The organism is Bradyrhizobium manausense (genome assembly GCF_001440035.1).
GTDB classification, from domain to species: Bacteria; Pseudomonadota; Alphaproteobacteria; order Rhizobiales; family Xanthobacteraceae; genus Bradyrhizobium; species Bradyrhizobium manausense.
Genome location: NZ_LJYG01000108.1, coordinates 141,477 through 162,718, shown reverse-complemented (window position 1 = coordinate 162,718; position 21,242 = coordinate 141,477). Strand labels below are relative to the sequence as shown.

Below are 21,242 nucleotides of genomic sequence, written 5' to 3'. Positions count from 1 at the left end.
GCGGTCACGCGGCGACTGTCGGCGCCTGCTGGCGCCGGGCTGATGCGTAAAGCGCTGCGACCGCGCAGGACGCCATGCGCGCGCGCGGCGAGTCCGCGCGCGAGGTCAGGACGACCGGCACCCGTGCGCCCAGCACGATGCCGGCACCATCGGCCTTGGCGAAATAAGCGAGGTTCTTGGCCAGCATGTTGCCGGATTCGAGGTCCGGAACCATCAGGATCTGGGCTCGTCCCGCGACCTCGGAGACGATGCCCTTGATCCGCGCCGCCTCCGGGTCGATGGCGTTGTCGAATGCCAGCGGGCCGTCGAGCATGCCGCCGGTGATCTGGCCGCGATCGGCCATCTTGCAGAGCGCCGCGGCCTCGATCGTGGACGGGATCTTCGAGGTGACCGTTTCGACTGCCGACAGGATTGCAACCCGCGGCGTCTTGCCGAAGCCGGCCTGGTTGTAGAGATCGATCGCGTTCTGGATGATGTCGCGCTTGGCATCGAGATCGGGGAAGATGTTGATCGCGGCATCGGTCACGAAAATCGTCTCGGCGTAGGCAGGCACGTCCATGACGAAGACATGGCTGATGCGCCTGTCGGTGCGCAGGCCGCCCGTTTTCGCCGTGACGGCGCGCATCAGCTCGTCCGTATGCAGGCTGCCCTTCATCAGCAGCTCGCCCCTGGCGGCATGGATCAGCTCGACACCCTTGGCCGCCGCATCCTCGCTGTGCGCGGCGTCGACGATCTCGAATCCGGACACGTCGAGGTCGAATTTTGTGGCCGTGTCCCTGATCTTCTTTTCGGGCCCGACCAGGATCGGCCGGATGATGCCCGCGCTGGCGCTGTCGACGGCACCGCGGAGCGAGGTCTCGTCGCAGGGGTGCACGACGATGGTCGGTGTCGCCGGCACCGCCTGCGCCGCCGCGATCAGCCGGTCGTACTTGCTGCCGGTCTTGTGCATCGTCTCGGCCGACATCATGTCGCTCCCGTTTCCGCCAATCCGCGCTACGACGCCCGTGCCTGCGAGTCGAAAGGGGCGACGTTCGACATTGTCTCGCCCTCCTCGTCGAGGCCGAACAGCCCGGCAACACGCTTCAAGCGATTGGCGCGCTCGCCGGTGATGTCCTCGCTCGCCGACAACACCTCGCGGATCGCCGCGAAGGCCGCGTGCCGCTGGTTCATATCGGCGGGCAACAGGCTTGGGATGGCCGCCAACGCGCCCTCCCGGTCCAGCAGCATGAAGAACTGCTCGCGCACCAGCATCTTGAATTCGGACAGCGTCATCCGGGGGCCGGCATGGTCGCGCCTGACCTGACGGAGCGCCTCGATGCTGCGCTCGTCCACCATGCCGCGCGCGGAGCCGACATAGAGCAGCGCGCGGATGGAGGCTTCACGGAGACCACCCTCGCCGATCTTCGCCTTCAATTCCGCAATGCGCTTTTCGAGCATGGCGCGATGCTCGTCCGACATCTCGCGGCGGCGTGACGGTACGGAATTGGGATCGATGCCGACCGCGGCCTGGAGCGCGGGTGAGCCGTAGACATTGAGGAAGATGGTCTCGCTGAGCGCCTCCTGGGTATCGCGCCAGCTATCGAGCGCGTGCACGATCTGCTTGGAGATCTGCTCCTGGAAGGCCAGGAACGGATTGTCCTTCGACACCGGCCTGCGCTCATCCTCGACACGATCGGCGGCCGCTTTGACCGTGGACATCCAGGGATTCTTGCTGCTGAACGCCTCGTACTGCATCCGCAGCGGATGCATGTTGCGTGCCCAATCCGCCACCTGCGGCGTCACCATCTTCTTGACCCAGGGCTGCACGAACTTCTGATAGGCCGCCAGATTGAGCTCGGAGACGCGCTTGGCGGCCGCGAACCGCCGCTCGTCCTCGGGGGAATTGCCGCCCATGGCCCTGATGTCGTCGAGCGTTCGGGCCTCGCAGCGCATCACCCATTGCCCGGCAGCAAGATCGGCATTGAGCGTCTCGTTGCCCCTCGCCTCGAACGTCGCCTCGTAGAGCCCGGGCGGCAGCACGTCGATCAGGTCGATGTTGCTGGAAAATTCGGCGTGCTCCTTCTTGGCGACGCCGCCGGACACGAAGATGCCGAGATGGCCGATGCTGTCGTGAACGGTGTAGACGATGGTCTGGCCATAGGCCCTGATCTCGTCGACATCGGCATAACAGTCGAGGATCCAGTCCAATGCCTGCTGCGGCGGTGTGACGTTGTCGCCCTTGGAGCAGAACACCACGATCGGCGAACGGATGTTGCGCAGATCGACCTTCTGGCCATCGGACATCTCGATGCGGCCGGCCGCGAGATTGTTGCCGATGAAGAGCTCGTCGACGATGAACTGGATCTCTTCCGCATTGAGGTTGACGTGGCCCCCCCACCAACGCTCAAAATCGAGATAGCGCTCGGCCTCGGTGTCGACCTTGGAATAGACATTATATTGCTTGGTCCAGAGCGTGTTCGAGGGGTTCTGGTTCTCGAAATTCTGCACCAGCCAGGCGCCGTCGAACTTGCCGGCGCCGAGATCGCTGGCGAGCGCGGTGAGCCAGCTTCCGCCCAACAGGCCACCCGAATAGCGCATCGGATATTTGCCGTGGACGCCTGCCCAATACGCGAGCGGCGCGCCGGCAATGATCAGCGGGCCGAACAGTTCCGGCCGCAGCGATGCCAGGATCATGACCGCCCAGCCGGCCTGACAATTGCCGATGACGCAGGGCTTGCCGTCGGCCTCGGGGTGACGGTTGATGACAGTTTCAAGAAACTTCGCTTCCGCCCGCGCGATGCGCTCGATCGTCTGGCCTGGCATGGGTTCGGGCAGGAACCCGATGAAATAACAGGGATGCCCGGCCTTCATCGCGACGCCGATCTCGCTGTCCGCCTTGAAGCCGCCGATGCCGGGGCCATGGCCTGCGCGCGGATCGACCACGACGAATGGTCGCCGGGTCATGTCGATCGTGACGTCCTTGGGCGGGATGATGCGCACCAGCGCGTAATTGACGGGCTCATCCAGCGTGCGGCCGTCGGTGATTAATTCGGCAGCATATTGCAGCACGTGCGGTGCGGTCTGCGCGACATGCTCGCGATACTGGTCGCCGCGCTGGCGCATAATGTCCAGGAACAGCACGCTGCGCTGGCCGGCATCGACCAGATATTCCACGGCCGAGGCGACCAGCCCTGACATGGGACCATCAGGCAGCTTCAAATTTTCCATTGCCATGTTCGACCTCGTCGTGGTGCGAGGTCATTCAAGGCGAGCCGCCACGGCTCACGTTGACATAGGTCAACGGTGGGCGACTTGCGCGCGCCGCCGCTACGCGGAACCCTGTTAAGAAGAGGCAAGAAGACCGAGGTCGACGGCGGGAACGGATTGCAGCCTTTCCGGCTTAACCGGAATGGACAGATTCTTCCTCGCAACGATGGTTTCGGCGGTGTTGCTGCTGATCGTGGCCTCTGATCTCCTGGTCAACGGGCCAAGCAGGCAGGACCCGACCGTGGAGATGGCCAATATCCAGCCAGTCGCAGTGCGCCTGCTCAGATAGGCGCGAGGTGGCGTGCTGCGACGGCATGACGACAATTCGAATGTTCTAGCGGAACATATCAGCCCTATCAGGACTTCTGTCCTCCGCGTCTGCCACGAACAGCCAGCGCGATCCGGACAGGCTCAGCTCCGCTGTGGTAGGGAGCTGAGCCACTCCTGCGCAAATGCGCACGGCGTTTGTCGCTGGGACTAGCCCCCGCTCCTGTACACCTGGATATCGAGATCCCGGATCTTCTTCCGCAGCGTGTTGCGGTTGAGGCCGAGCAGATCGGCGGCGCGGATCTGGTTGCCGCGGGTCGCGGCGAGCGCGGCCGTGAGCAGCGGTACCTCGATCTCCTTGAGGATGCGGTGATAGAGGCCGGGCGGCGGCACGCCGTTCGGGAAGCCCTGGAAGTGCGATGAGAGATAGGCTTCCACCGCGCCGCCAAGATTATCGACACCTTGCTGGACCGCGGCCCCCGGACTGACCGAAGGCGGCGCCAGCTCGCCGTCGATGACGGACGCCGTGATCACGTCCTGCGGGTAGAGCGCGGCAAGGCGACGGGCGAGGTTCTCCAGCTCGCGCACGTTGCCGGGCCAGCGGTGCTGCTTCATCCGCTCCAGCGCCAGCGCATCGAGCTTCTTCGGCGGCAAGCCGTCCTTCTCGGCGAGCGCGAAGAAGTGACGCACGAGATCCGGAAGATCCTCGATGCGCTCGCGCAAGGGCGGCAGCCGCAGCGGCACGACGTTGAGGCGGAAGAACAGGTCCTCGCGGAACAGACCCTGCTGGATCAAGACGCGCAGATCCTTGTTGGAGGCCGCAACGATGCGCACGTCGGTCTTGATCGGGGTGCGGCCGCCCACCGTGGTGTATTCGCCCTGCTGCAGCACGCGCAGCAGGCGGGTCTGCGCCTCCATCGGCATGTCGCCGATCTCGTCGAGGAACAGCGTGCCGCCCTCGGCCTGCTCGAACCGGCCGGACGCCCGCGTGTTGGCACCGGTGAAGGCGCCGCGCTCATGGCCGAACAGCTCGGATTCGATGAGGTCGCGCGGGATCGCCGCCATGTTGACCGCGACGAACGGCCCGTTGCGGCGCTTGCCGTAATCGTGCAGTGCGCGCGCCACCAGCTCCTTGCCGGTGCCGGACTCGCCCGTGATCATCACGGTGAGGTCGGTCTGCATCAGACGCGCGAGCACGCGGTAGATTTCCTGCATCGCCGGCGAGCGGCCGACCAGCGGGATCGCCTCCATCTCTGCGTCATCGTCAGCTGTCGCGACGCGTTCCTTCGGCTCCGCGAGCGCGCGGCCGACGATGGCAATCAGCTCCTTCAGGTCGAAGGGCTTTGGCAGATATTCATACGCGCCGCGCTCCGAGGCGCGTATCGCCGTCATGAACGTGTTTTGCGCGCTCATGACGATGACCGGCAAATTCGGCCGCATCTTCTTGATCCGCGGCAACAGGTCGAAGGCGTTTTCGTCTGGCATCACCACGTCGGTGATGACGAGATCGCCCTCCCCCTGGCTGACCCAGCGCCACAGCGTGGCGGCGTTGCCGGTCAGCCTGACTTCATACCCGGCCCGGGAAAGTGCCTGGTTTAGAACCGTGCGGATGGCGGTGTCGTCATCAGCGACGAGAATGCTACCTGCGGGCATTGTTAATCCTCATTTTGCCCCCTGTGATGCAGACGACGACTTCCCGGCAGAGCCGTCGCGACTGCTGTGATCTGTGTGTTTGACCGATGTCGAGTACATCGGCATCAGCACGCGGAAGGTGGTCTTGCGCGGCTGAGACTCGCATTCGATGATGCCGCCGTGATCGCCGACGATCTTGGCGACCAGAGCAAGACCGAGGCCAGAGCCGGTCTGCTTGGTGGTCACGAACGGGTCGAACAAATTGGGCAGAAGATCGTCCGGCACGCCTGGTCCATTGTCCCGCACGCAGAATTCGAGCGGCAGGGATACCCGGGATTTTTGACCGGGAACTGACAGGCGCACGCCGGGGCGGAACGCGGTGGTAAGCTGGATCTCGCCGTCGGGGACGTCGATCAAGGCTTCCGCGGCATTCTTCACCAGATTGAGGAACACCTGAATCAGCTGGTCCTGGTTGGCCAGCACCGGGGGGAGCGAAGGATCATAGTCCTCGATGAGGCGGATGTTGCGGGCAAAGCCCGACTGCGCCAGCCGCTTCACGTGATCGAGCACGGAGTGGATGTTGACGGGACCGCGCACCACGGGGCGCTCGTCGCCGAACACTTCCATGCGATCGACCAGCGTGACGATGCGGTCGGCCTCGTCGCAGATCAGGCGGGTCAACATGCGGTCTTCCGAGGATGCCTGCTGCTCCAGGAGCTGCGCCGCGCCGCGGATGCCGGAGAGCGGATTCTTGATTTCATGCGCGAGCATCGCTGCTAGCGCTATCACCGAGCGCGCAGCGCTGCGGTGGGTAAGCTGGCGGTCCATCTTGTCGGCGATGGAGCGCTCCTGGAGCATCACGACGATATGGCCGGGCCGCTCGGTGAGCGGGGCGACATGCAGATCGACCTGGCGATCGCCGCCCATGCGCGGCGTGCCCAGATCGACTTTGTATTCGTTGACCGGCGAGTTCGACGACCGCACCTGGTCGATCAGCGCCAGCAAGGGGCTGCCGAACGGCACCAGCTCTTTCAGCGACTGCCGCTTCAGGAACTGCGTCGAGATATCGAAGAAGGCTTCGGTCGCAATATTGGCGGCGACGATCTTGCCGTCCGGCCCGATCAACAGCACGGGATTGGGCAAGGCATCGAGGATCGCCTCGCTGTCGCCAGGTTTGCGATGGTCCGCGGCTGAGCTCATGCAGCAGCGCTCCATGCAAAATCGTCGAAGGCATCCTGTAGCGATCGGTGGACCAGGCCCGGATCCTCGGACGTCAAAATCTTCTGGCGCCAGGCCTTCAGCGTCGGGGCCGGCGCACCGCTGGCTTTGGCCGCGACATCGAGCGCCCAGCCGAGATGTTTGCGCGCATGCTTGAGCCCGACCCGCAGGCCATAGAGAGCGCAGATGCCCTCATAAAGCGTGCGGACATAATGAAGTTGCGTCGCGAGCGAGGGCATGGCTTCAGCCGCCCCACCCTTCAGCCGTCGCCCGATTTCGCCGGGCAGCCAGGGCTGGCCGTTGGCGCCGCGACCGATCATCACGGCATCGGCGCCGGAGGCCTCGAGCGCCGCAAGCGCCTTGTCGTAAGAGGTGATGTCGCCATTGACGACGAGCGGAATCGAGATGGCCTCGCGCACGGCGCGGATCGCATCCCAATCGGCCTCGCCCTTGTAGAACTGGCAACGGGTGCGGCCGTGAACGGTGACGAGCCTGACGCCGGCGGCCTCCGCGCGCCGCGCCAGCCCCGGCGCGTTGCGGGTGCGATCGTCCCAGCCGAGCCGCATCTTCAGCGTCACCGGCACTTTCACCGCTGATATCGTCGCCTCGATCAGGCCGACGGCGTGATCGAGATCGCGCATCAGGGCCGAGCCTGATTGGCCGCCGGTGACGTGACGGGCCGGACAGCCCATGTTGATATCGATGATGTCGGCGCCCTCGGCCTCGGCAATCCGGGCGCCTTCCGCCATCCAATGCGCCTCGCAGCCGGCGAGCTGGACCACATGGGGCCCAACCCCGGTCGCTTCGCAGCGCAACCGCGACATCCGGTGACCATTGGCGAGTTCGTCACTGGCCGTCATTTCGGAGACGACCAGGCCGGCCCCCAGCTCAGCGGCCAGACGGCGGACGGGTGAATCCGTCACTCCCGACATCGGTGCCAGGAAGACCGGATTGGCGATTTCAATATCGCCTATTTTCAACGGCTTAGAGCCTGATACTGCCGAGCCGGTCACGGGGGTCTCGTTGCCTGGGCAGCGCCTCATCGCGCCTGCCATGATCTATCTTGCGCACAATTCTTGTGCAGTCAAGCGTCATGCCTACAGTTTAGACAGTTCTGCAGATCTTTCAAGTGCAGTGCAGCAAAATGCTGAATCCCACAATCCCGGGAATCCCCCTTTTTTTGCGGGCCTGCCGTGCTAGAGGCATGCCGGCAATCACCTCACTCCCGACTCTTCCCTTTAGCAGTTGAATATTTGAGTCCTATGGCGAAATCACAGCGCACCGCAGTCGTTCTCGTCGCGGCCGGACGTGGCCTGCGCGCAGGCGCCGGTGGCCCCAAGCAATATCGAGAGATCGGCGGCGTGCCCGTGATCTACCGCGCCATGGAGGCGTTCAGCACCCATCCCGAAGTATCAGCCGTGCAGCCGGTGGTGAACCCTGATGACAGCGCCATGTTCACGGCGGCGGTCGCAGGCCTCAAGCACGAGGCACCGGCCAATGGCGGCGCGACGCGCCAGGCTTCGGTGCTGGCGGGTCTCGAAGCGCTGGCGCAGCACAAGCCCGACATCGTCCTGATTCATGACGCCGCCCGCCCGTTCGTCTCGGCTGGCGTGATCTCGCGCGCGATCGAGGCGGCCAGCCGCACCGGCGCGGCCATCCCCGTCGTCCCCGTCACCGATACCATCAAGGTCACGAGCGCTGACGGCGATGTCGAGGACACGCCGGACCGCGCGCGTTTGCGAGTAGCGCAGACGCCGCAATCCTTTCGTTTCGATGTCATCCTCGAGGCGCATCGTCGCGCGGCCAAGGACGGACGATCTGATTTCACCGATGATGCCGCGATCGCCGAATGGGCGGGATTGACGGTGGCGACCTTTGAAGGCGATGTTGCCAATATGAAGCTCACCACTCCTGAGGATTTCGTGCGCGAGGAAGCGCGCCTGGCCAGCCTGCTCGGTGATATCAGGACCGGCACCGGCTACGACGTGCACGCCTTCGGCGAAGGCGACCATGTCATGCTCTGCGGCGTGCGCGTGCCGCACACGAAAGGCTTTCTGGCTCATTCCGACGGTGACGTCGGCCTGCATGCCCTGGTCGATGCGATTCTCGGCGCGCTCGCCGACGGCGACATTGGTTCGCACTTCCCGCCGAGCGATGCGAAGTGGAAGGGCGCCTCGTCCGACCAGTTCCTGAAATACGCCGTCGAGCGCGTCACCACGCGCGGCGGCCGTATCGCCAATCTCGAGGTCACCATGATCTGCGAGCGACCGAAGATCGGCCCGCTGCGTGACGTCATGCGCGCGCGCATCGCCGAGATCTCAGGCGTCGACATCTCCCGCGTCGCGGTGAAGGCAACCACCAGCGAGCGGCTCGGCTTCACCGGCCGCGAGGAAGGCATCGCGGCCACCGCCAGCGCCACCGTCCGCCTGCCCTGGAGCGCGTAGGATCATGGGAGGCAGCGACGCACGCGCCCTCTCCCGCTCGCTGCTCGATTTGTGCCGGATGCGCAAGCTGACGATCGCGACCGCCGAGTCCTGCACCGGCGGCCTCGTCGCCGGCGCACTCACCGACATCCCCGGCTCGTCCGACGTCATTGACCGCGGCTTCGTCACCTATTCCAACGACGCCAAGCGCGCGATGCTGGGCGTCGAGGCCAGCACGCTTGCCAATTTCGGCGCGGTCAGCAGGGAGACCGCGACCGCAATGGCAGTCGGTGCGCTTGAACGCGCGGACGTCGATCTTGCCGTTGCCATCACCGGCATCGCGGGTCCCGGCGGCGCCACGCCGGGCAAGCCGGTCGGCCTCGTGCATTTCGCCGCTGCCGCGCGCGACGGCCGCATCATCCATCGCGAGCAGCGCTTCGGCGCGATCGGCCGCACCGCGGTGCGCCAGCGTTCGGTGGTCGAAGCGCTCCGCATGCTGATGGAGCTCGCCCGTGGCCCGCAAGTCGCGGCCAAGCCGCAACGCGCCGCCGCGAGCCGCCTGCGTCCCCGCGTGACGCGCACGCCGCGCCGGCATGCGGCAAAGCGCAGGCCGCCACGATCACCGAGGGGATAGCAAGTCCCGCAGACCGGATGAAGCGCAGCGCAATCCGGGACTTCTATGTTCGCGGAGGGAATCCCGGATTGCGCTACGCTCCATCCGGGCTACAAGCAAACTACGACGACGCCAGCTTCGGCCGGCCATAGATCGCATCCGCCCTTTTTTCGAATGCGGTTGAAAACCGCGCAAACGCGGCGTCAAACATCGAGCCCATCAGCATTGCCAGCATGCGACTCTTGAATTCATAGGCGAGGAAGAAGCCGACGTCGCAGAATTCATTGCCGTTCTGCTGGCCCTTCGGCTCGAAGGTCCAGCGGTTTTCGAGATTACTGAACGGGCCTTGCAGATATTCGACCAGGATTTTCAGATTGGCGCGGTCGAGCGTCACGCGGCTGGTGAAGGATTCCCTGACCAGCTTGAACGACACCGTCATGTCGGCGACCAGCACCTCGGTGCCGTCAGGCTTGGCCATGCGCTGGCGGATCTTCAGTGCGCTGCACAGGGGCACGAATTCCGGGTAACGCTCGACGTCGGCGACCAGATCAAACATCTCGGATGCGCTGTGACTGACACGGCGCTTGCTCGAAAATCGGGGCATATCGGTTCAGCGCGCGGCCGCAGCCCGCGCGGCCTTCAGTCTCGCAAAGTCCTCGCCGGCGTGATGCGACGAGCGGGTCAGCGGGCTCGCCGACACCATCAGGAAGCCCTTGGTATAGGCAACCTTTTCGTAAGAGCTGAACTCGTCGGGCGGCACGTAGCGCATCACGGCGTGATGCTTGCGGGTCGGCTGGAGATATTGCCCGATGGTCAGGAAATCGACGTCGGCCGAGCGCAGATCGTCCATCACCTGCTGCACCTCGTGGCGCTCCTCGCCGAGGCCGACCATGATGCCGGACTTGGTGAAGATGGCGGGATCGAGCTCCTTGACCCGCTGCAGCAGCCGGATCGAGTGGAAATAGCGCGCACCCGGCCGCACCGTGAGATAGCGCGACGGCACGGTCTCGAGATTGTGGTTGAAGACGTCGGGCCGCGCGGCCACGACGACTTCTAGCGCCCCCTCCTTGCGCAGGAAGTCCGGCGTCAGGATCTCGATCGTCGTCGAGGGACAGGCAGCGCGGATTGCGCGGATGGTCTGGGCAAAGTGCTCGGCGCCGCCGTCGGCGAGATCGTCGCGGTCGACGGAGGTGATGACCACGTGGGCGAGACCCAGCTTGGCGACAGCCTCGGCGACGTTCTGCGGCTCGGCCTCATCCAGCGCGTTGGGCAGGCCGGTCTTGACGTTGCAGAAGGCGCAGGCCCGGGTGCAGGTGTCACCCATGATCATGAAGGTCGCGTGCTTCTTGTCCCAGCACTCGCCGATGTTCGGGCAGCCCGCCTCCTCGCACACCGTGTGCAGGCCGTTGGCGCGCACGATATTGCGGGTGTCGGCATAGCCGCGGGTGTTGGGCGCGCGCACGCGGATCCAGTCCGGCTTCGGCGGCGAAGCGGAATCGGGACGATTCACCTTCTCGGGGTGGCGCGGGCGCAGCGGGTTCGTGATGGTATCGACAATAACGACCATGATCTGTCCGGTCTGTTCAGGTCCTACCTAGTCGGTCTGGCTGCTTGCCGCAACCCGGCTCGCGCCGCTTCAGGGAACATGGCAGATATGGGCAATATCCTGCTCAGTTCTCAGGCGATTCTCACCTCGAATGGCTCCAGTCTCGAAGTCTTCCACACCCCGGCTCGGCAAGGCCCTGAAGCGCAGCTTTTTCGACCGCGACGTCCGCGAGGTCGCGTCCGACCTGATCGGGGCGACCATGCTGGTCGACGGCGTCGGCGGGATCATCGTCGAGGTCGAGGCCTATCATCATACCGAGCCGGCGGCACATTCCTACAATGGCCCGACCCCGCGGAACCAGATCATGTTCGGTCCGCCCGGCTTTGCCTATGTCTACCGCTCCTACGGCATCCACTGGTGCGTCAACTTCGTCTGCGAGGCGGAAGGCTCGGCTTCCGCCGTGCTGATCCGCGCGCTGGAGCCGACGCATGGTTTGGCTGCGATGCGTCGCCGCCGCCATCTCCAGGAGGTGCACGCGCTGTGCTCGGGCCCAGGCAAACTGACCGAGGCCCTCGGCATCACCATCGCGCACAACGCCCTGCCCCTGGACCGGCCGCCGATCGCGCTGCATGCACGGACGGAGGATGTCGAGGTCGCAACCGGCATCCGGATCGGCATCACCAAAGCTGTCGATCTGCCCTGGCGCTATGGTGTCAGGGGCTCGAAATTCCTCAGCAAGCCGTTCCCGAAGTGATCGTCGTCATTCCGGGGCGGCTCGAAGAGCCGAACCCGGAATCTCGAGATTCCCCGGTGCGCAATTGCGCACCTGAGGTCTGGTCCTTCGGACCATCCCGGAATGACGGGCGTCTTAAGACGCCTGCTTCAGCCGCTCCAGCGCCTCGAGCAGCTTGGCCTTGCGGGCCAGCGCCGCCTCGCGCTTTTCGCGCTCTTCCTCGACGACCTCCTCGGCCGCGTTGGCAACGAATTTTTCGTTGGCGAGCTTGGACTCGGCACGCTTGATGTCGGCGTCGGCCTTGCCGATTTCCTTGTCGAGACGGGTCCGTTCGGCGGCGAAATCGACCACGCCCTTCAGCGGCAGCGCCGCCACTTCGCCGCGCACCAGCAACTGAACCGCGCCGTCAGGCGCGCGATCGGCGAAGGAGATGTCAGACAGCCGCGCCATACGCTTGATGACGTCGGTCCAGCGCGGCGCGCGTTCCCTGGTCTCGGCCGAGGCGCCCGCGAGCACCAGGGCAGTGAGCGTCGCCGGTGCGATGTTCATCTCGGCGCGGACCGAGCGGATCTGCGTGATCAGGTCGATGACCCAGCCGATCTCCGCTTCCGCCTTGGGATCGGTGAAGTCGGCATGGTCGAAGATCGGCATCACGAATGCCGGCGAGACCAGTGGATCGGTGGGACCTGCCGCCGCCGCCAGAATCGCCAATTGCTCCGGCGAGGGAGCGGCTGGCTTCAGCGGCCACTCCGCCAGCGCCAGCAGGCCGTCGCGCTTGGCCGTCACCTCCCACAGTTCTTCGGTGATGAAGGGCATGAAGGGGTGCAGCAGCTTCAGAATCTCGTCGCGCGCCCAGGCGACCATGGCGCGGGTCTCATTCTTGGCCGGGCTATCGGGACCGAGCAGCACGGGTTTTGCGAGCTCGACATACCAGTCGCAATAGACGTTCCAGACGAAGCGGTAGATGCTGCCTGCGGCGTCGTTGAAGCGATAGGCTTCAATGGCCTCGGTCACCTCGCGTGTGGTGTGCGCGGTTTCATGTGCGATCCAGCGATTCAGCGTTTCCTTGGCCTTGGCCGGCTCGAACCCTTCGGGCACGGCGCAATGGTTCATCTCGGCGAAGCGTGAGGCGTTCCAGAGCTTGGTCGCGAAATTGCGATAGCCCTCCACGCGGCTGGTGGCGAGCTTGATGTCGCGCCCTTGCGCGGCCATCGCAGCCAGCGTGAAGCGCAGCGCATCGGCGCCATATTCGTCGATCAGGTTGAGCGGATCGATGACATTGCCCTTCGACTTCGACATCTTGGCGCCCTTCTCGTCGCGGACGAGCGCGTGGATGTAGATCGTCGAGAACGGGATCTCCTTCATGAAGTGAAGGCCCATCATCATCATCCGGGCGACCCAGAAGAAGATGATGTCGAAGCCGGTCACCAGCGCGTTGGTCGGGTAGTAGCGCTGAACTTCGGGCGCGTCCTCGGGCCAGCCGAGCGTCGAGAACGGCCACAGCGCCGAGGAGAACCAGGTATCGAGCACGTCCTCATCGCGCGTGATGAAGCCCTCGCGCTTGTTGCGGTCGAGCGCCATCTCGCGGCCCTGCTCGGCCGTGATCACCTCCTGCTCGACGTAATAGCCGAGCGCGTGGCTGACCGCCTCCTCCTCGGTCTCCGCGACGAACACCTTGCCGTCGGGGCCGTACCAGGCCGGGATCTGATGGCCCCACCAGAGCTGGCGCGAGATGCACCAGGGCTGGATGTTCTCCATCCACTCGTAATAGGTCTTTTCCCAGTTCTTCGGCACGAAGGTCGTCTCGCCCGACCGCACCGCCGCGATTGCCGGTTTTGCCAGCGTCTTGGCGTCGACATACCATTGGTCGGTGAGATAAGGCTCGATCACGCTGCCCGACCGATCGCCGTGCGGGACCATGTGGGTGTGAGGCTCGATGCGTTCGACAAAGCCGAACGATTCCAGCCGCTCGACGATGCGCTTGCGCGCCACGAAGCGGTCGACCTTGTTGAACTCCTCGGCGAATTGCGTGGCGCCTTCCGGCAGGCCCTTCAGATAATCCTCGTTGTCGACGAGGTCGAGACAGCCTTCCTTGTCCAGCACGCTGATGCGGCGCAGGCCGTGGCGATTGCCGACCTCGAAATCGTTGAAGTCGTGCGCCGGCGTCACCTTCACGGCGCCCGAGCCCTTTTCCGGATCGGAATATTCGTCGGCGACGATCTTGATCTTGCGACCGACCAGCGGCAGGACCACGTTCCTGCCGATCAGCTTCTGATAGCGCTCGTCCTCGGGATGCACGGCCACGCCGGTGTCGCCGAGCATGGTCTCGGGCCGCGTCGTGGCAACCACGATGAAGGTCGAGCGATCCTCCGGGTCGAAGGTCTTGCCCTCGATCGGATAGCGCAGATACCAGAGGTGACCCTTCACCTCGGTCTGCTGCACTTCGAGATCGGAGATCGCCGTGAGCAGTTTGGTGTCCCAGTTCACCAGCCGCTTGTCCTTGTAGATCAGTCCTTCGCGGTGCAGCTCCACGAACACCTTGATGACGGCCTTGGACAGGCCCTCGTCCATGGTGAAGCGCTCACGCGACCAGTCGCAGGAGGCGCCGAGGCGCTTGAGCTGGTTGATGATGGTGTCGCCGCTCTCGGCCTTCCACTGCCAGACCCGCTCCAGAAACTTCTCGCGACCCATCTCGCGGCGACCGGGCTGCTGGCGCTCCATCAGCTGGCGCTCGACCACCATCTGGGTGGCGATGCCGGCATGGTCGGTGCCGGGCTGCCACAGCACGTCGCGACCGCGCATGCGCTCGAACCGGCACAGTATGTCCTGGAGCGTGTTGTTGAGGGCGTGGCCCATGTGCAGCGAGCCCGTCACGTTCGGTGGCGGGATCACGATGGTAAAGGGCACCGCGTCGCGGCGGTCGGGACGGCCGGCCTTGAAGGCAAGGCTGTCCTCCCACACCACGGACATGCGGGCTTCGATATCGGCGGGCTGGTAATTTTTCTCGATCATGGGGCTGCTAGAAAGCCGCGCGCGGGGCTCAAGTCAACGGAAAGCTCAGCGGCAAAAGGGCTTTCCGGCCCGTTCGGAAGCCCTGATATAGCGCTCAAGCGGGGCTTAATCAGGGCTTGGCTTGGAAGAGCTTGGCCTGGATGAGCCTGGCTTGATGAGCCTGGCTTGGCCCTCAGCGGCCGCCGCGCGAGACCCGCTCGATTTCAGCCTTGACGATGCGTTCGACCAGGCCCGGCAGATTGTCGTCGAGCCAGGACTTCAGCATCGGACGCAGCATCTCCTTGACCAGATCCTCCAGCGTCCGCGCATTGCTGCTGAGCACCGTGTGGGCCAGCGAGTTGAAGGCGGATTCGACCGCCGAGACGGTCGACTGGGCCAGGATCGGCTGCTGCGGCGGCAGCGGCGGCGCGTCATAATCGACCGGCGCGTAGGACGGCGGAGGCGTCGGACGCGGCGGCGGCGCCTCGGCGAATTCGAGATCGTCGCGCGGCTCGACCTTGCGGAAGCTTGGCGGCGGCGGCGCCGGTGTCGGCGCGGGATCCATCGCCATGTCGTCGGTCAGCTCGAGCACGTCGGGCTCGGGCTCCGGTTCGGGCTCGGGTTCAGGAGCCCGCACTTCGGGCGCAGCCGTGGCCTCGTCGAGCCCTGCCAGCAGTGCGTCGATATCGTCCTGGCTGTTGGGCCCGGCATCGGCGGCGGGCGCAGGCGGCGGAGGTGGCGCGGGCTTGGCAGCCGGCGGCGGCGCGGGCTTTTCGGCAGCAGGCTTTGCAGGAGCGATCTTGGATGGAGGAATGTCAGCCATCGGCTTTGCTGCAGGCGCAGGTGCAGGCTTTGCAGCCTCTGCGGGCGGCGGCTTCGCCTCGTCATCGGCAATGATGCGCCGGATCGAGGCCAGAATCTCCTCCATGGAGGGTTCTGTGACCTTTGCAGGCTGCGTCATCTCCGACTCCACATCATCAACGCCCTCGCATGCGTTGTTTTACACCAAGCACGACGGCATTGGCCGGTTCCGGATGCGTCGTCCGACATTTTCGTCGCGACAGCCAGACTTGTCCCCAGATCACGACTCAACATGAGGCGGCGCGCCCCTGCCCCGTCACTCAAGCGCCACGCACGCAACATCGGATGCGGGCCGAATCGATCGGCAGCATCTTGGCAAGGCTATGTCAGGGATTTTGACGATTGCAAGCAAGGCACCGGTCGGTCCCGGCAGTTTGCGAGGCCGACCGGAGAACTACGGCAATCAGCGTCCGTCAGGCGTGCGCACGCCGACCCAGCTGTCGCGGACCTGCTGGTAGTGCACGCTCGGATCGTAGACGGTGGTGTTGAGGCCGAGCACCTGCGGTGCAAGGCGGCCAACGGCGGCGAGCACGTTGTAGGATGCGACGACCCGATCGTGCTGTGCGGTGACCAGCGCGACGCGCGCATTGACCAGCGCCTGCTGGGCGTTGAGGACGTCGAGGGTGGTGCGCTGACCGGCCTTGGCTTCCTCGCGCACACCGTTCAGCGCGATCTCGGACGCGGTGACCTGCGCCTGCGCGGACTGCACCTGCGCCTTGCCGGCCTGCAAAGTCCCCCAGAACTGCACCACGTTGGCGCGAACAGTGTCGCGAGTCTTCTCGAGGTTCAGACGTTGCTGCGCCAGGTTTTCCTTCGATTGGCGGATCAGCGAATATTCTGCGCCGCCCTGAAAGATCGGCACGGAGGCCGTCGCGATGGCTGACGCGGTACTCGTTCGGAAGACCGTCAGCTGCTGCTGGTAGGCCGTGCTGGCAGTCGCCGCGACCGTAACAGTCGGCAGCAACGCGCCTTCGTTGATCTTGACCTGGAGATAGTTGACGTCGATGCCGTACATCGCAGCCGTGACGTCGGGATGTTGGATCAGGCTGAGCTCGACGGCCGAGGCGAGCGTTGGCGGCAGGAACCGGTCGACCGGGGAGCCCGGCGCCAGATTCGTCGGCTCGTTGCCGATGATCCGGCGGAAATTCGCGCGCGTCGTCGTGAGCGTTGATTCCGCGGTCAGCGCTTGAGTCCTGCCGGCAGCCAGCTGCGCTTCGGACTGCGCGACGTCGGTGCGTGTCACTTCGCCCACGTTGAAGCGATCACGCGTCTGCTTCAGCGTCTGTTCGAGCACGCGCACGTTGCTGCGCTGGACTTCCAATGTCGCGGAGTCGCGCAGATAGTCCATATAGATCGTAGCTGCACTCAGAAGCACGGATTGGTCCATGCTGCGCAGTGCTTCGCGCGTACCGGAGACCTGGCTCTCCGCCGCGCGCGTCTTGTTGGCGGTCTGGTTGCCATTGTAGAGCGTCTGGCTGACGCTCACGCTGGCGGCGTTGGGCTGAAGCGGCGGGTCGCTATGGATCGCGAGGCCTTTCTGGGTCGGCTGGACGTCCTGGTATTGATAACCGCTGCTGAGGCTCAGATTGACCTTGGGGCGATAGCCCGACAGGGCCTGAGGCACGCCTTCGTCGGTCGAGCGCACCTGCGCACGCTGTGCGTTGAGCTGCGGATTGTTCTGATAGGCGCGCACGAGCGCAGCCTCGATCGTATCCGCCAATGCAGGCACCGGCCCGGCAAGCGCCATCAGCAGGACCGAAACCGCTGCTCCGGTGAAAAGCTTCACCCCATGCATCCCTGAAATTCCGTTCATTCTCACGCCAGGCTCGTGCCCGCGAGCCTGGTTACCGTATCCAAGTGGAGTCGTTGCCCCGCCGCAACATAAGACGCGGTCAAGCGCGACGGAACCACCTCCCGGTGGTTCTCAGTGGAAACTCTTCACGTGCAGCATCCCGGCCACACTTCTGATTCAGAACGGGATTTTAACGGGGTTTCGGTCGTCAGAAGACGAAGGCAGGGGCCCGTTCCAGGCCGGGCAGCACCGGGGCAGCCGCGTCGAACAGCGGCCGGTAGCCGAACTCGCCGTGCGAGCGGGTCACGATCATGGCCCGAGAGGGCCTGGATTCGGCCGAGACCCCCACCAGGCGTCCGCCTTCTTTGAGCTGGCCAAACAGGCCGTCCGGCGTCACCTCGGTGGCGCCGTTGAGGACGATCACGTCATAGGGCGCGCCGGCCGGGTCGCCCTCGGTGCAGGCGGCAGCCTTGCAGGTCACATTGGTGAGCCCGAGCGCGGCGAAGGCGTCCTTGGCTTTGGCCACAAGATCCGAATCGCCTTCCGTGGCCGTAACCTGGCGCGCGAGCTTCGCGGTCAGCGCCGCGAGATAGCCGGTCGCGCAGCCGACCACCAGTACGCTGTCGCCCTCGCCGATCTCGGCGGCCTGGAGCAGCTTGCCGGTGAGCTGCGGCTTGATAAGGAAACGCTTGGCGCCGCTCTCGCTGACATCGAGATCGAGGTCGAGATAGGCCAGAGCCTGCCGGCCCGCCGGCACGAAGGCCTCGCGGGGAACCGTGAGCATGGCATCGAGAATGCGGCGATCGGTGACGTCATTGGTGCGCACCTGGCCATCGACCATTTTTTGGCGCGCGGTCGAGAAACCGGACATTTGCGGACCCTGCAAGGCGGACGATGCCGCGAAAGATGAATTTGGCGGCATCTTTGGAACAGGCTCCGCGAAAACGCAACACGTCCGTTGGCCGGTCAGCCAGCGGCTGCGCAACGTCAGCGCATAGAGGTGCGAAAGCTTATTCGATCGCGACCGCCAGACGGCCAATCAGGGCCGCCACTTCGTCCAGCCGCGCCGAATCGGGGGTCTCGACCGCGCGAGCGAGACAGGCAAGGCACTGATCGTCGCTCAATTCAGGGATATCAGCCGGCAGAATCGAGGGGGCCTGGTCGGCACGGTCGATCTGGATGTCGGGCATGGGAATCAGCTCCGTAAGGGTCCGGCCCAACGAAGCTCGATGTGAATTAAGTCGATTTGGTGCCGTCTGCGTTACGGTGTGCGTCTCGACGTACACATCCGCTTGAACACGATTCTGCGGGGCCTGGCCGTGCGACGGGGTTGAGAGACCAATCGAGCAAGATCGCGCACCACATCAATATGCGCCTGCAAATTATTGAAAGTAAGGCGGAATTTGGCTCCCCGGGCTGGATTCGAACCAGCGACCATCCGATTAACAGTCGGATGCTCTACCGCTGAGCTACCGAGGAAAAGGGCGAACCGTACGTTCGTGCGCGCTGCGTATAACAAAGCCGATTGCGCTTGCAAAGGACGAATTCGTCATCATCCGCAAAGCATCCAGGTAGGGCTGATCGAGCCCTCCCCGCGGGCTTGTTAGGCCTCGGTCAGGCCGAGTTACTCGGCGACGAACGAGGTGGTCTTGGTGCCGGGGTCGTAGCGCAGCCGCAGAGCCGTAAACTTGCAGAGGTTGACGTTCTTCCAGAGCACAGACTCGTCATAGTTTTGCCAGTCGACGCGGATGTTCCAGACGCACCCCTCATCGTCATCGTCGAACTCGACATAGGTGCTCGCCTGGTTCTGCAAAACCCTGTCAAGTTCGTTGTCCCACTCGTCCAGGCCATCGTCAGGGGCATTGAAGCCGAGGAATTTGATGGCGTAGCCGGTCTCGTTGACGACGGTGACGTTGCGGGCATCGGCGGCGAAGGCTGCCGTGGCAGCGACAGACAGGCCGACGGCGATCAGCCCGGAGAGAAAATACTTCATATGAAATCCCCGATCGAAACAAGCCTCAGCGCCTGACATCGATCGGCGCAGGCGCCGCGGCAACAAATGGCATTGCCTCGAGACATTCGTCCGGAGCGCAGTCGAAAGGCTCAACACGCAATCGAACCGCGCTCCGGAGCCGTGCGCGACGCGAGACGCGCACGGGACGTTCTTATCGTTCCGACTTCTCAGCAGCAATGAACCGGCATTCATAGATCGGCCGAGTTTGTTTTCTCCGGCGCAGGCACCGCCGGCGTACCCGCCGCACCATTGGCCTTGCCGGTCACGGCGCCGACCAGCGCCTTCACGGGATCATCGCCGGGCGCAAAGCCGCTCTGGCGCAGGATCTCGTCGATCATCGGTCGCAGCGCATGCACCTTGAGCAGCTCGCCGGCGAGCCCCTCGCCGAAGCCGACGCCGCCGCCCACAGCCCCGTTGCCATTGCCACCGAACGCGCCGCCGGTGTGCAGGATGCGGACGTCCTTGAGGTTGGCGATCGGCCTGACCATCTCCGCCAACGCCGAGGGCATCGTCTCGATCCGCTTCTTGGCGATCTCGAAATCGATGACGTTGCTGCCGAGCTTGTTCTGCGCCTCGTTCTTCATGGTGATGACGGCAGCCTCGGCCTCGCCGATGTTGCGCACGCCAACCGCCTTGATCTTGTTGGATTCAGCTTCGGCGGTCGCCAGCGTCTTGACGGCCTCGGCGCGGTCGAGCGAGGCCCTCTTCTCGGCTTCAGCCGCGACGATCAGCTCGGTCGATTTGCGCTCGGCCTCGGTGCGTGCGGCAAGCACCTGGGTCAAACGGGCACGGTCTGCGACCTCGACGGCGCGCGCGGTGACCACCTTTTCCTCGGCGGAAACGGCAAGCGCTTCGGCCGTCTTGGCCTCGGCCACGGCTTCCGAGGTCTGCTTGCTCTTGGCCGCGATCTGGATCTCGTTCTCCTGGGTGGCGATCTGGATCTCGCGCTGCGCGTCGGTCTTGCGCTTGTTGATCGCAAGATCCGACTCGATGACTGCGGTCTCCTTGATTTGTTTCGCGCCCGCTTCCTTCTCGGCGACCGCCCGATCGGTGTCGATGCGGGCGTTCTCCTCCGTCAGGCGCGCGGTCTGGGTTGCGGTTGCGACCTCGGCGCGCGTGCTCGCAGTCTTGTTGGCGATGTCGCGCTCCTGCGACAGCTCGGCCTCCTTCTTGGTCCGCTCGATCCCCAGCGTCTGCTGGCGCGCTTCAAGATCCTTCTGGGCGATCGCGACTTCGTTGTCGCGCACGATGGCGTTGCGGTCACGGCGGCGGGTCTCGGTGATGGTCTTGAGCTGGGTCAGGCCTTCGGCGTCGAAGAAGTTCTCGGGGTTGAAGAACTTGACGTCGGTCTGGTCGAGTTTAGTCAATGACACCGACTCCAATTCGAGGCCGTTGGATTTCACGTCGGACTCGACCGTTGCCTGCACGTGCTTGACGAAGTCGCTGCGCTTTTCCTGCAATTCCAGGATGGTCATGGTCGCCGCCACCGAGCGCAGGCCGTCGACGAATTTCGCCTCGACCTGGTTGCGCAGGGCTTCGGCGTCATTGGTCAGCGCGCCCAAGGTCTGGCTCGCGAGCGCAATGCTCTCGTCGTCGGGGCGAACGCGGACGTAGAATTCGGCGACGATGTCGACGCGCAACCGGTCCTTGGTGATCAGGGACTCCCGCTCCTTGCGCTCGACCGTGAGTCTGAGCGTCTTCAGGTTGACGCTGGCATAGGAATGGAAGATCGGCAGGATCATGGCGCCGCCGTCGAGCACGACCTTCTTGCCGCCGAGGCCGGTGCGCACGAAGGCCTCGTCGCGCGTGGCGCGCTTGTAAAGGATGGTGAAGATGATGCCCAAAACGACGATCAGCGCGACGCCGATCATGGCCGGGACTGCGATGTCGAACATAACTTTCTCCG

The 21,242-nt window shown here is 64.6% G+C and carries 18 protein-coding genes and 1 tRNA gene; 4 read left to right on the top strand and 15 right to left on the bottom strand.

From position 1 onward, the window contains the following. Positions 1 to 4: 4 nt before the first annotated feature. Both AOQ71_RS30790 and AOQ71_RS30785 read right to left on the bottom strand, forming a co-directional pair. On the bottom strand, positions 5 to 967 hold the full coding sequence (locus AOQ71_RS30790) for a phosphate acetyltransferase (RefSeq protein ID WP_430648662.1): 963 nt from the start codon (positions 965 to 967) through the stop codon (positions 5 to 7). A gap of 26 nt (positions 968 to 993) precedes the next feature. After that, positions 994 to 3,213, bottom strand: a complete 2,220-nt coding sequence (locus AOQ71_RS30785; protein WP_057754962.1) for a DUF3141 domain-containing protein — start codon at positions 3,211 to 3,213, stop codon at positions 994 to 996. A 175-nt stretch (positions 3,214 to 3,388) separates the two neighbouring features. Between AOQ71_RS30785 and AOQ71_RS46440 the strand changes: the two genes are divergently transcribed. Then, positions 3,389 to 3,535, top strand: coding sequence for a hypothetical protein (locus AOQ71_RS46440; protein ID WP_167354007.1), 147 nt, complete (start codon positions 3,389 to 3,391; stop codon positions 3,533 to 3,535). A gap of 188 nt (positions 3,536 to 3,723) precedes the next feature. Here the strand turns inward: AOQ71_RS46440 and ntrC are convergent, their stop codons facing one another. The 3 genes from ntrC to dusB are packed head-to-tail and all read right to left on the bottom strand — an operon-like array spanning position 3,724 to position 7,343. Further along, positions 3,724 to 5,166: a nitrogen regulation protein NR(I) gene (gene ntrC, locus AOQ71_RS30780; protein ID WP_057754959.1), complete on the bottom strand. Its 1,443-nt coding sequence runs from the start codon at positions 5,164 to 5,166 to the stop codon at positions 3,724 to 3,726. Between the two features lie 9 nt (positions 5,167 to 5,175). Further along, entirely contained in the window at positions 5,176 to 6,345 is a 1,170-nt protein-coding gene (locus AOQ71_RS30775; protein ID WP_057756646.1) for a two-component system sensor histidine kinase NtrB, read from the bottom strand. Next, on the bottom strand, positions 6,342 to 7,343 hold the full coding sequence (gene dusB, locus AOQ71_RS30770) for a tRNA dihydrouridine synthase DusB (RefSeq protein ID WP_083514609.1): 1,002 nt from the start codon (positions 7,341 to 7,343) through the stop codon (positions 6,342 to 6,344). Before dusB ends, AOQ71_RS30775 begins: the two co-directional genes overlap by 4 nt. 282 nt (positions 7,344 to 7,625) lie before the next feature. Between dusB and AOQ71_RS30765 the strand changes: the two genes are divergently transcribed. Further along, a complete protein-coding gene (locus tag AOQ71_RS30765; RefSeq protein WP_057754956.1) occupies positions 7,626 to 8,807 on the top strand; it encodes a bifunctional 2-C-methyl-D-erythritol 4-phosphate cytidylyltransferase/2-C-methyl-D-erythritol 2,4-cyclodiphosphate synthase in 1,182 nt (393 codons plus the stop codon). Between the two features lie 4 nt (positions 8,808 to 8,811). Then, positions 8,812 to 9,420: a CinA family protein gene (locus tag AOQ71_RS30760; protein WP_057754953.1), complete on the top strand. Its 609-nt coding sequence runs from the start codon at positions 8,812 to 8,814 to the stop codon at positions 9,418 to 9,420. Positions 9,421 to 9,520: 100 nt separating this feature from the next. Here the strand turns inward: AOQ71_RS30760 and AOQ71_RS30755 are convergent, their stop codons facing one another. After that, complete coding sequence (locus tag AOQ71_RS30755) at positions 9,521 to 10,003, bottom strand: type II toxin-antitoxin system RatA family toxin (protein ID WP_057754949.1); 483 nt, start codon at positions 10,001 to 10,003, stop codon at positions 9,521 to 9,523. A 6-nt stretch (positions 10,004 to 10,009) separates the two neighbouring features. Further along, positions 10,010 to 10,966, bottom strand: a complete 957-nt coding sequence (lipA, locus tag AOQ71_RS30750; protein ID WP_057754947.1) for a lipoyl synthase — start codon at positions 10,964 to 10,966, stop codon at positions 10,010 to 10,012. 130 nt (positions 10,967 to 11,096) lie between these two features. On the opposite strand from lipA, the gene AOQ71_RS30745 reads away from it, so the two are divergent. Then, positions 11,097 to 11,699 (top strand): DNA-3-methyladenine glycosylase, encoded by a 603-nt coding sequence (locus tag AOQ71_RS30745; RefSeq protein ID WP_057754944.1) that lies wholly within the window; start codon positions 11,097 to 11,099, stop codon positions 11,697 to 11,699. A gap of 114 nt (positions 11,700 to 11,813) precedes the next feature. Here AOQ71_RS30745 and AOQ71_RS30740 read toward each other — a convergent pair whose 3' ends face one another. The 8 genes from AOQ71_RS30740 to AOQ71_RS30705 all read right to left on the bottom strand — a co-directional run bounded on the left by AOQ71_RS30740 (position 11,814) and on the right by AOQ71_RS30705 (position 21,231). Further along, positions 11,814 to 14,690, bottom strand: a complete 2,877-nt coding sequence (locus AOQ71_RS30740; protein ID WP_057754941.1) for a valine--tRNA ligase — start codon at positions 14,688 to 14,690, stop codon at positions 11,814 to 11,816. Positions 14,691 to 14,862: 172 nt separating this feature from the next. Then, positions 14,863 to 15,630 carry a PopZ family protein gene (locus AOQ71_RS30735; RefSeq protein ID WP_057756643.1) on the bottom strand — a complete coding sequence of 256 codons (768 nt, stop codon included), beginning with the start codon at positions 15,628 to 15,630 and terminating at the stop codon, positions 14,863 to 14,865. 303 nt (positions 15,631 to 15,933) lie between these two features. Then, entirely contained in the window at positions 15,934 to 17,325 is a 1,392-nt protein-coding gene (locus AOQ71_RS30730; RefSeq protein ID WP_057754938.1) for a TolC family outer membrane protein, read from the bottom strand. 205 nt (positions 17,326 to 17,530) lie between these two features. After that, on the bottom strand, positions 17,531 to 18,193 hold the full coding sequence (locus tag AOQ71_RS30725) for a protein-L-isoaspartate O-methyltransferase family protein (protein WP_057754935.1): 663 nt from the start codon (positions 18,191 to 18,193) through the stop codon (positions 17,531 to 17,533). Between the two features lie 139 nt (positions 18,194 to 18,332). Next, positions 18,333 to 18,512, bottom strand: coding sequence for a hypothetical protein (locus AOQ71_RS30720; RefSeq protein WP_057754932.1), 180 nt, complete (start codon positions 18,510 to 18,512; stop codon positions 18,333 to 18,335). A 214-nt stretch (positions 18,513 to 18,726) separates the two neighbouring features. Continuing rightward, positions 18,727 to 18,801 (bottom strand) — tRNA-Asn (locus AOQ71_RS30715). A 145-nt stretch (positions 18,802 to 18,946) separates the two neighbouring features. Next, a complete protein-coding gene (locus tag AOQ71_RS30710) occupies positions 18,947 to 19,315 on the bottom strand; it encodes a hypothetical protein (protein WP_057754928.1) in 369 nt (122 codons plus the stop codon). A 209-nt stretch (positions 19,316 to 19,524) separates the two neighbouring features. Beyond that, a complete protein-coding gene (locus AOQ71_RS30705) occupies positions 19,525 to 21,231 on the bottom strand; it encodes a flotillin family protein (RefSeq protein ID WP_057754925.1) in 1,707 nt (568 codons plus the stop codon). Positions 21,232 to 21,242 lie beyond the last annotated feature (11 nt).

What these genes read in the sequence shown, in the direction of transcription:
- AOQ71_RS30755 (WP_057754949.1), bottom strand. Translation starts at nt 10,003, where the DNA reads ATGCCCCGATTTTCGAGCAAGCGCCGTGTCAGTCACAGCGCATCCGAG.
- AOQ71_RS30740 (WP_057754941.1), bottom strand. Translation starts at nt 14,690, where the DNA reads ATGATCGAGAAAAATTACCAGCCCGCCGATATCGAAGCCCGCATGTCC.
- AOQ71_RS30735 (WP_057756643.1), bottom strand. Translation starts at nt 15,630, where the DNA reads ATGACGCAGCCTGCAAAGGTCACAGAACCCTCCATGGAGGAGATTCTG.
- AOQ71_RS30790 (WP_430648662.1), bottom strand. Translation starts at nt 967, where the DNA reads ATGATGTCGGCCGAGACGATGCACAAGACCGGCAGCAAGTACGACCGG.
- AOQ71_RS30730 (WP_057754938.1), bottom strand. Translation starts at nt 17,325, where the DNA reads ATGCATGGGGTGAAGCTTTTCACCGGAGCAGCGGTTTCGGTCCTGCTG.
- AOQ71_RS30720 (WP_057754932.1), bottom strand. Translation starts at nt 18,512, where the DNA reads ATGCCCGACATCCAGATCGACCGTGCCGACCAGGCCCCCTCGATTCTG.
- AOQ71_RS30785 (WP_057754962.1), bottom strand. Translation starts at nt 3,213, where the DNA reads ATGGCAATGGAAAATTTGAAGCTGCCTGATGGTCCCATGTCAGGGCTG.
- AOQ71_RS30775 (WP_057756646.1), bottom strand. Translation starts at nt 6,345, where the DNA reads ATGAGCTCAGCCGCGGACCATCGCAAACCTGGCGACAGCGAGGCGATC.
- AOQ71_RS46440 (WP_167354007.1), top strand. Translation starts at nt 3,389, where the DNA reads ATGGACAGATTCTTCCTCGCAACGATGGTTTCGGCGGTGTTGCTGCTG.
- AOQ71_RS30725 (WP_057754935.1), bottom strand. Translation starts at nt 18,193, where the DNA reads ATGTCCGGTTTCTCGACCGCGCGCCAAAAAATGGTCGATGGCCAGGTG.
- AOQ71_RS30765 (WP_057754956.1), top strand. Translation starts at nt 7,626, where the DNA reads ATGGCGAAATCACAGCGCACCGCAGTCGTTCTCGTCGCGGCCGGACGT.
- AOQ71_RS30705 (WP_057754925.1), bottom strand. Translation starts at nt 21,231, where the DNA reads ATGTTCGACATCGCAGTCCCGGCCATGATCGGCGTCGCGCTGATCGTC.
- lipA (WP_057754947.1), bottom strand. Translation starts at nt 10,966, where the DNA reads ATGGTCGTTATTGTCGATACCATCACGAACCCGCTGCGCCCGCGCCAC.
- ntrC (WP_057754959.1), bottom strand. Translation starts at nt 5,166, where the DNA reads ATGCCCGCAGGTAGCATTCTCGTCGCTGATGACGACACCGCCATCCGC.
- AOQ71_RS30760 (WP_057754953.1), top strand. Translation starts at nt 8,812, where the DNA reads ATGGGAGGCAGCGACGCACGCGCCCTCTCCCGCTCGCTGCTCGATTTG.
- AOQ71_RS30710 (WP_057754928.1), bottom strand. Translation starts at nt 19,315, where the DNA reads ATGAAGTATTTTCTCTCCGGGCTGATCGCCGTCGGCCTGTCTGTCGCT.
- AOQ71_RS30745 (WP_057754944.1), top strand. Translation starts at nt 11,097, where the DNA reads ATGGCTCCAGTCTCGAAGTCTTCCACACCCCGGCTCGGCAAGGCCCTG.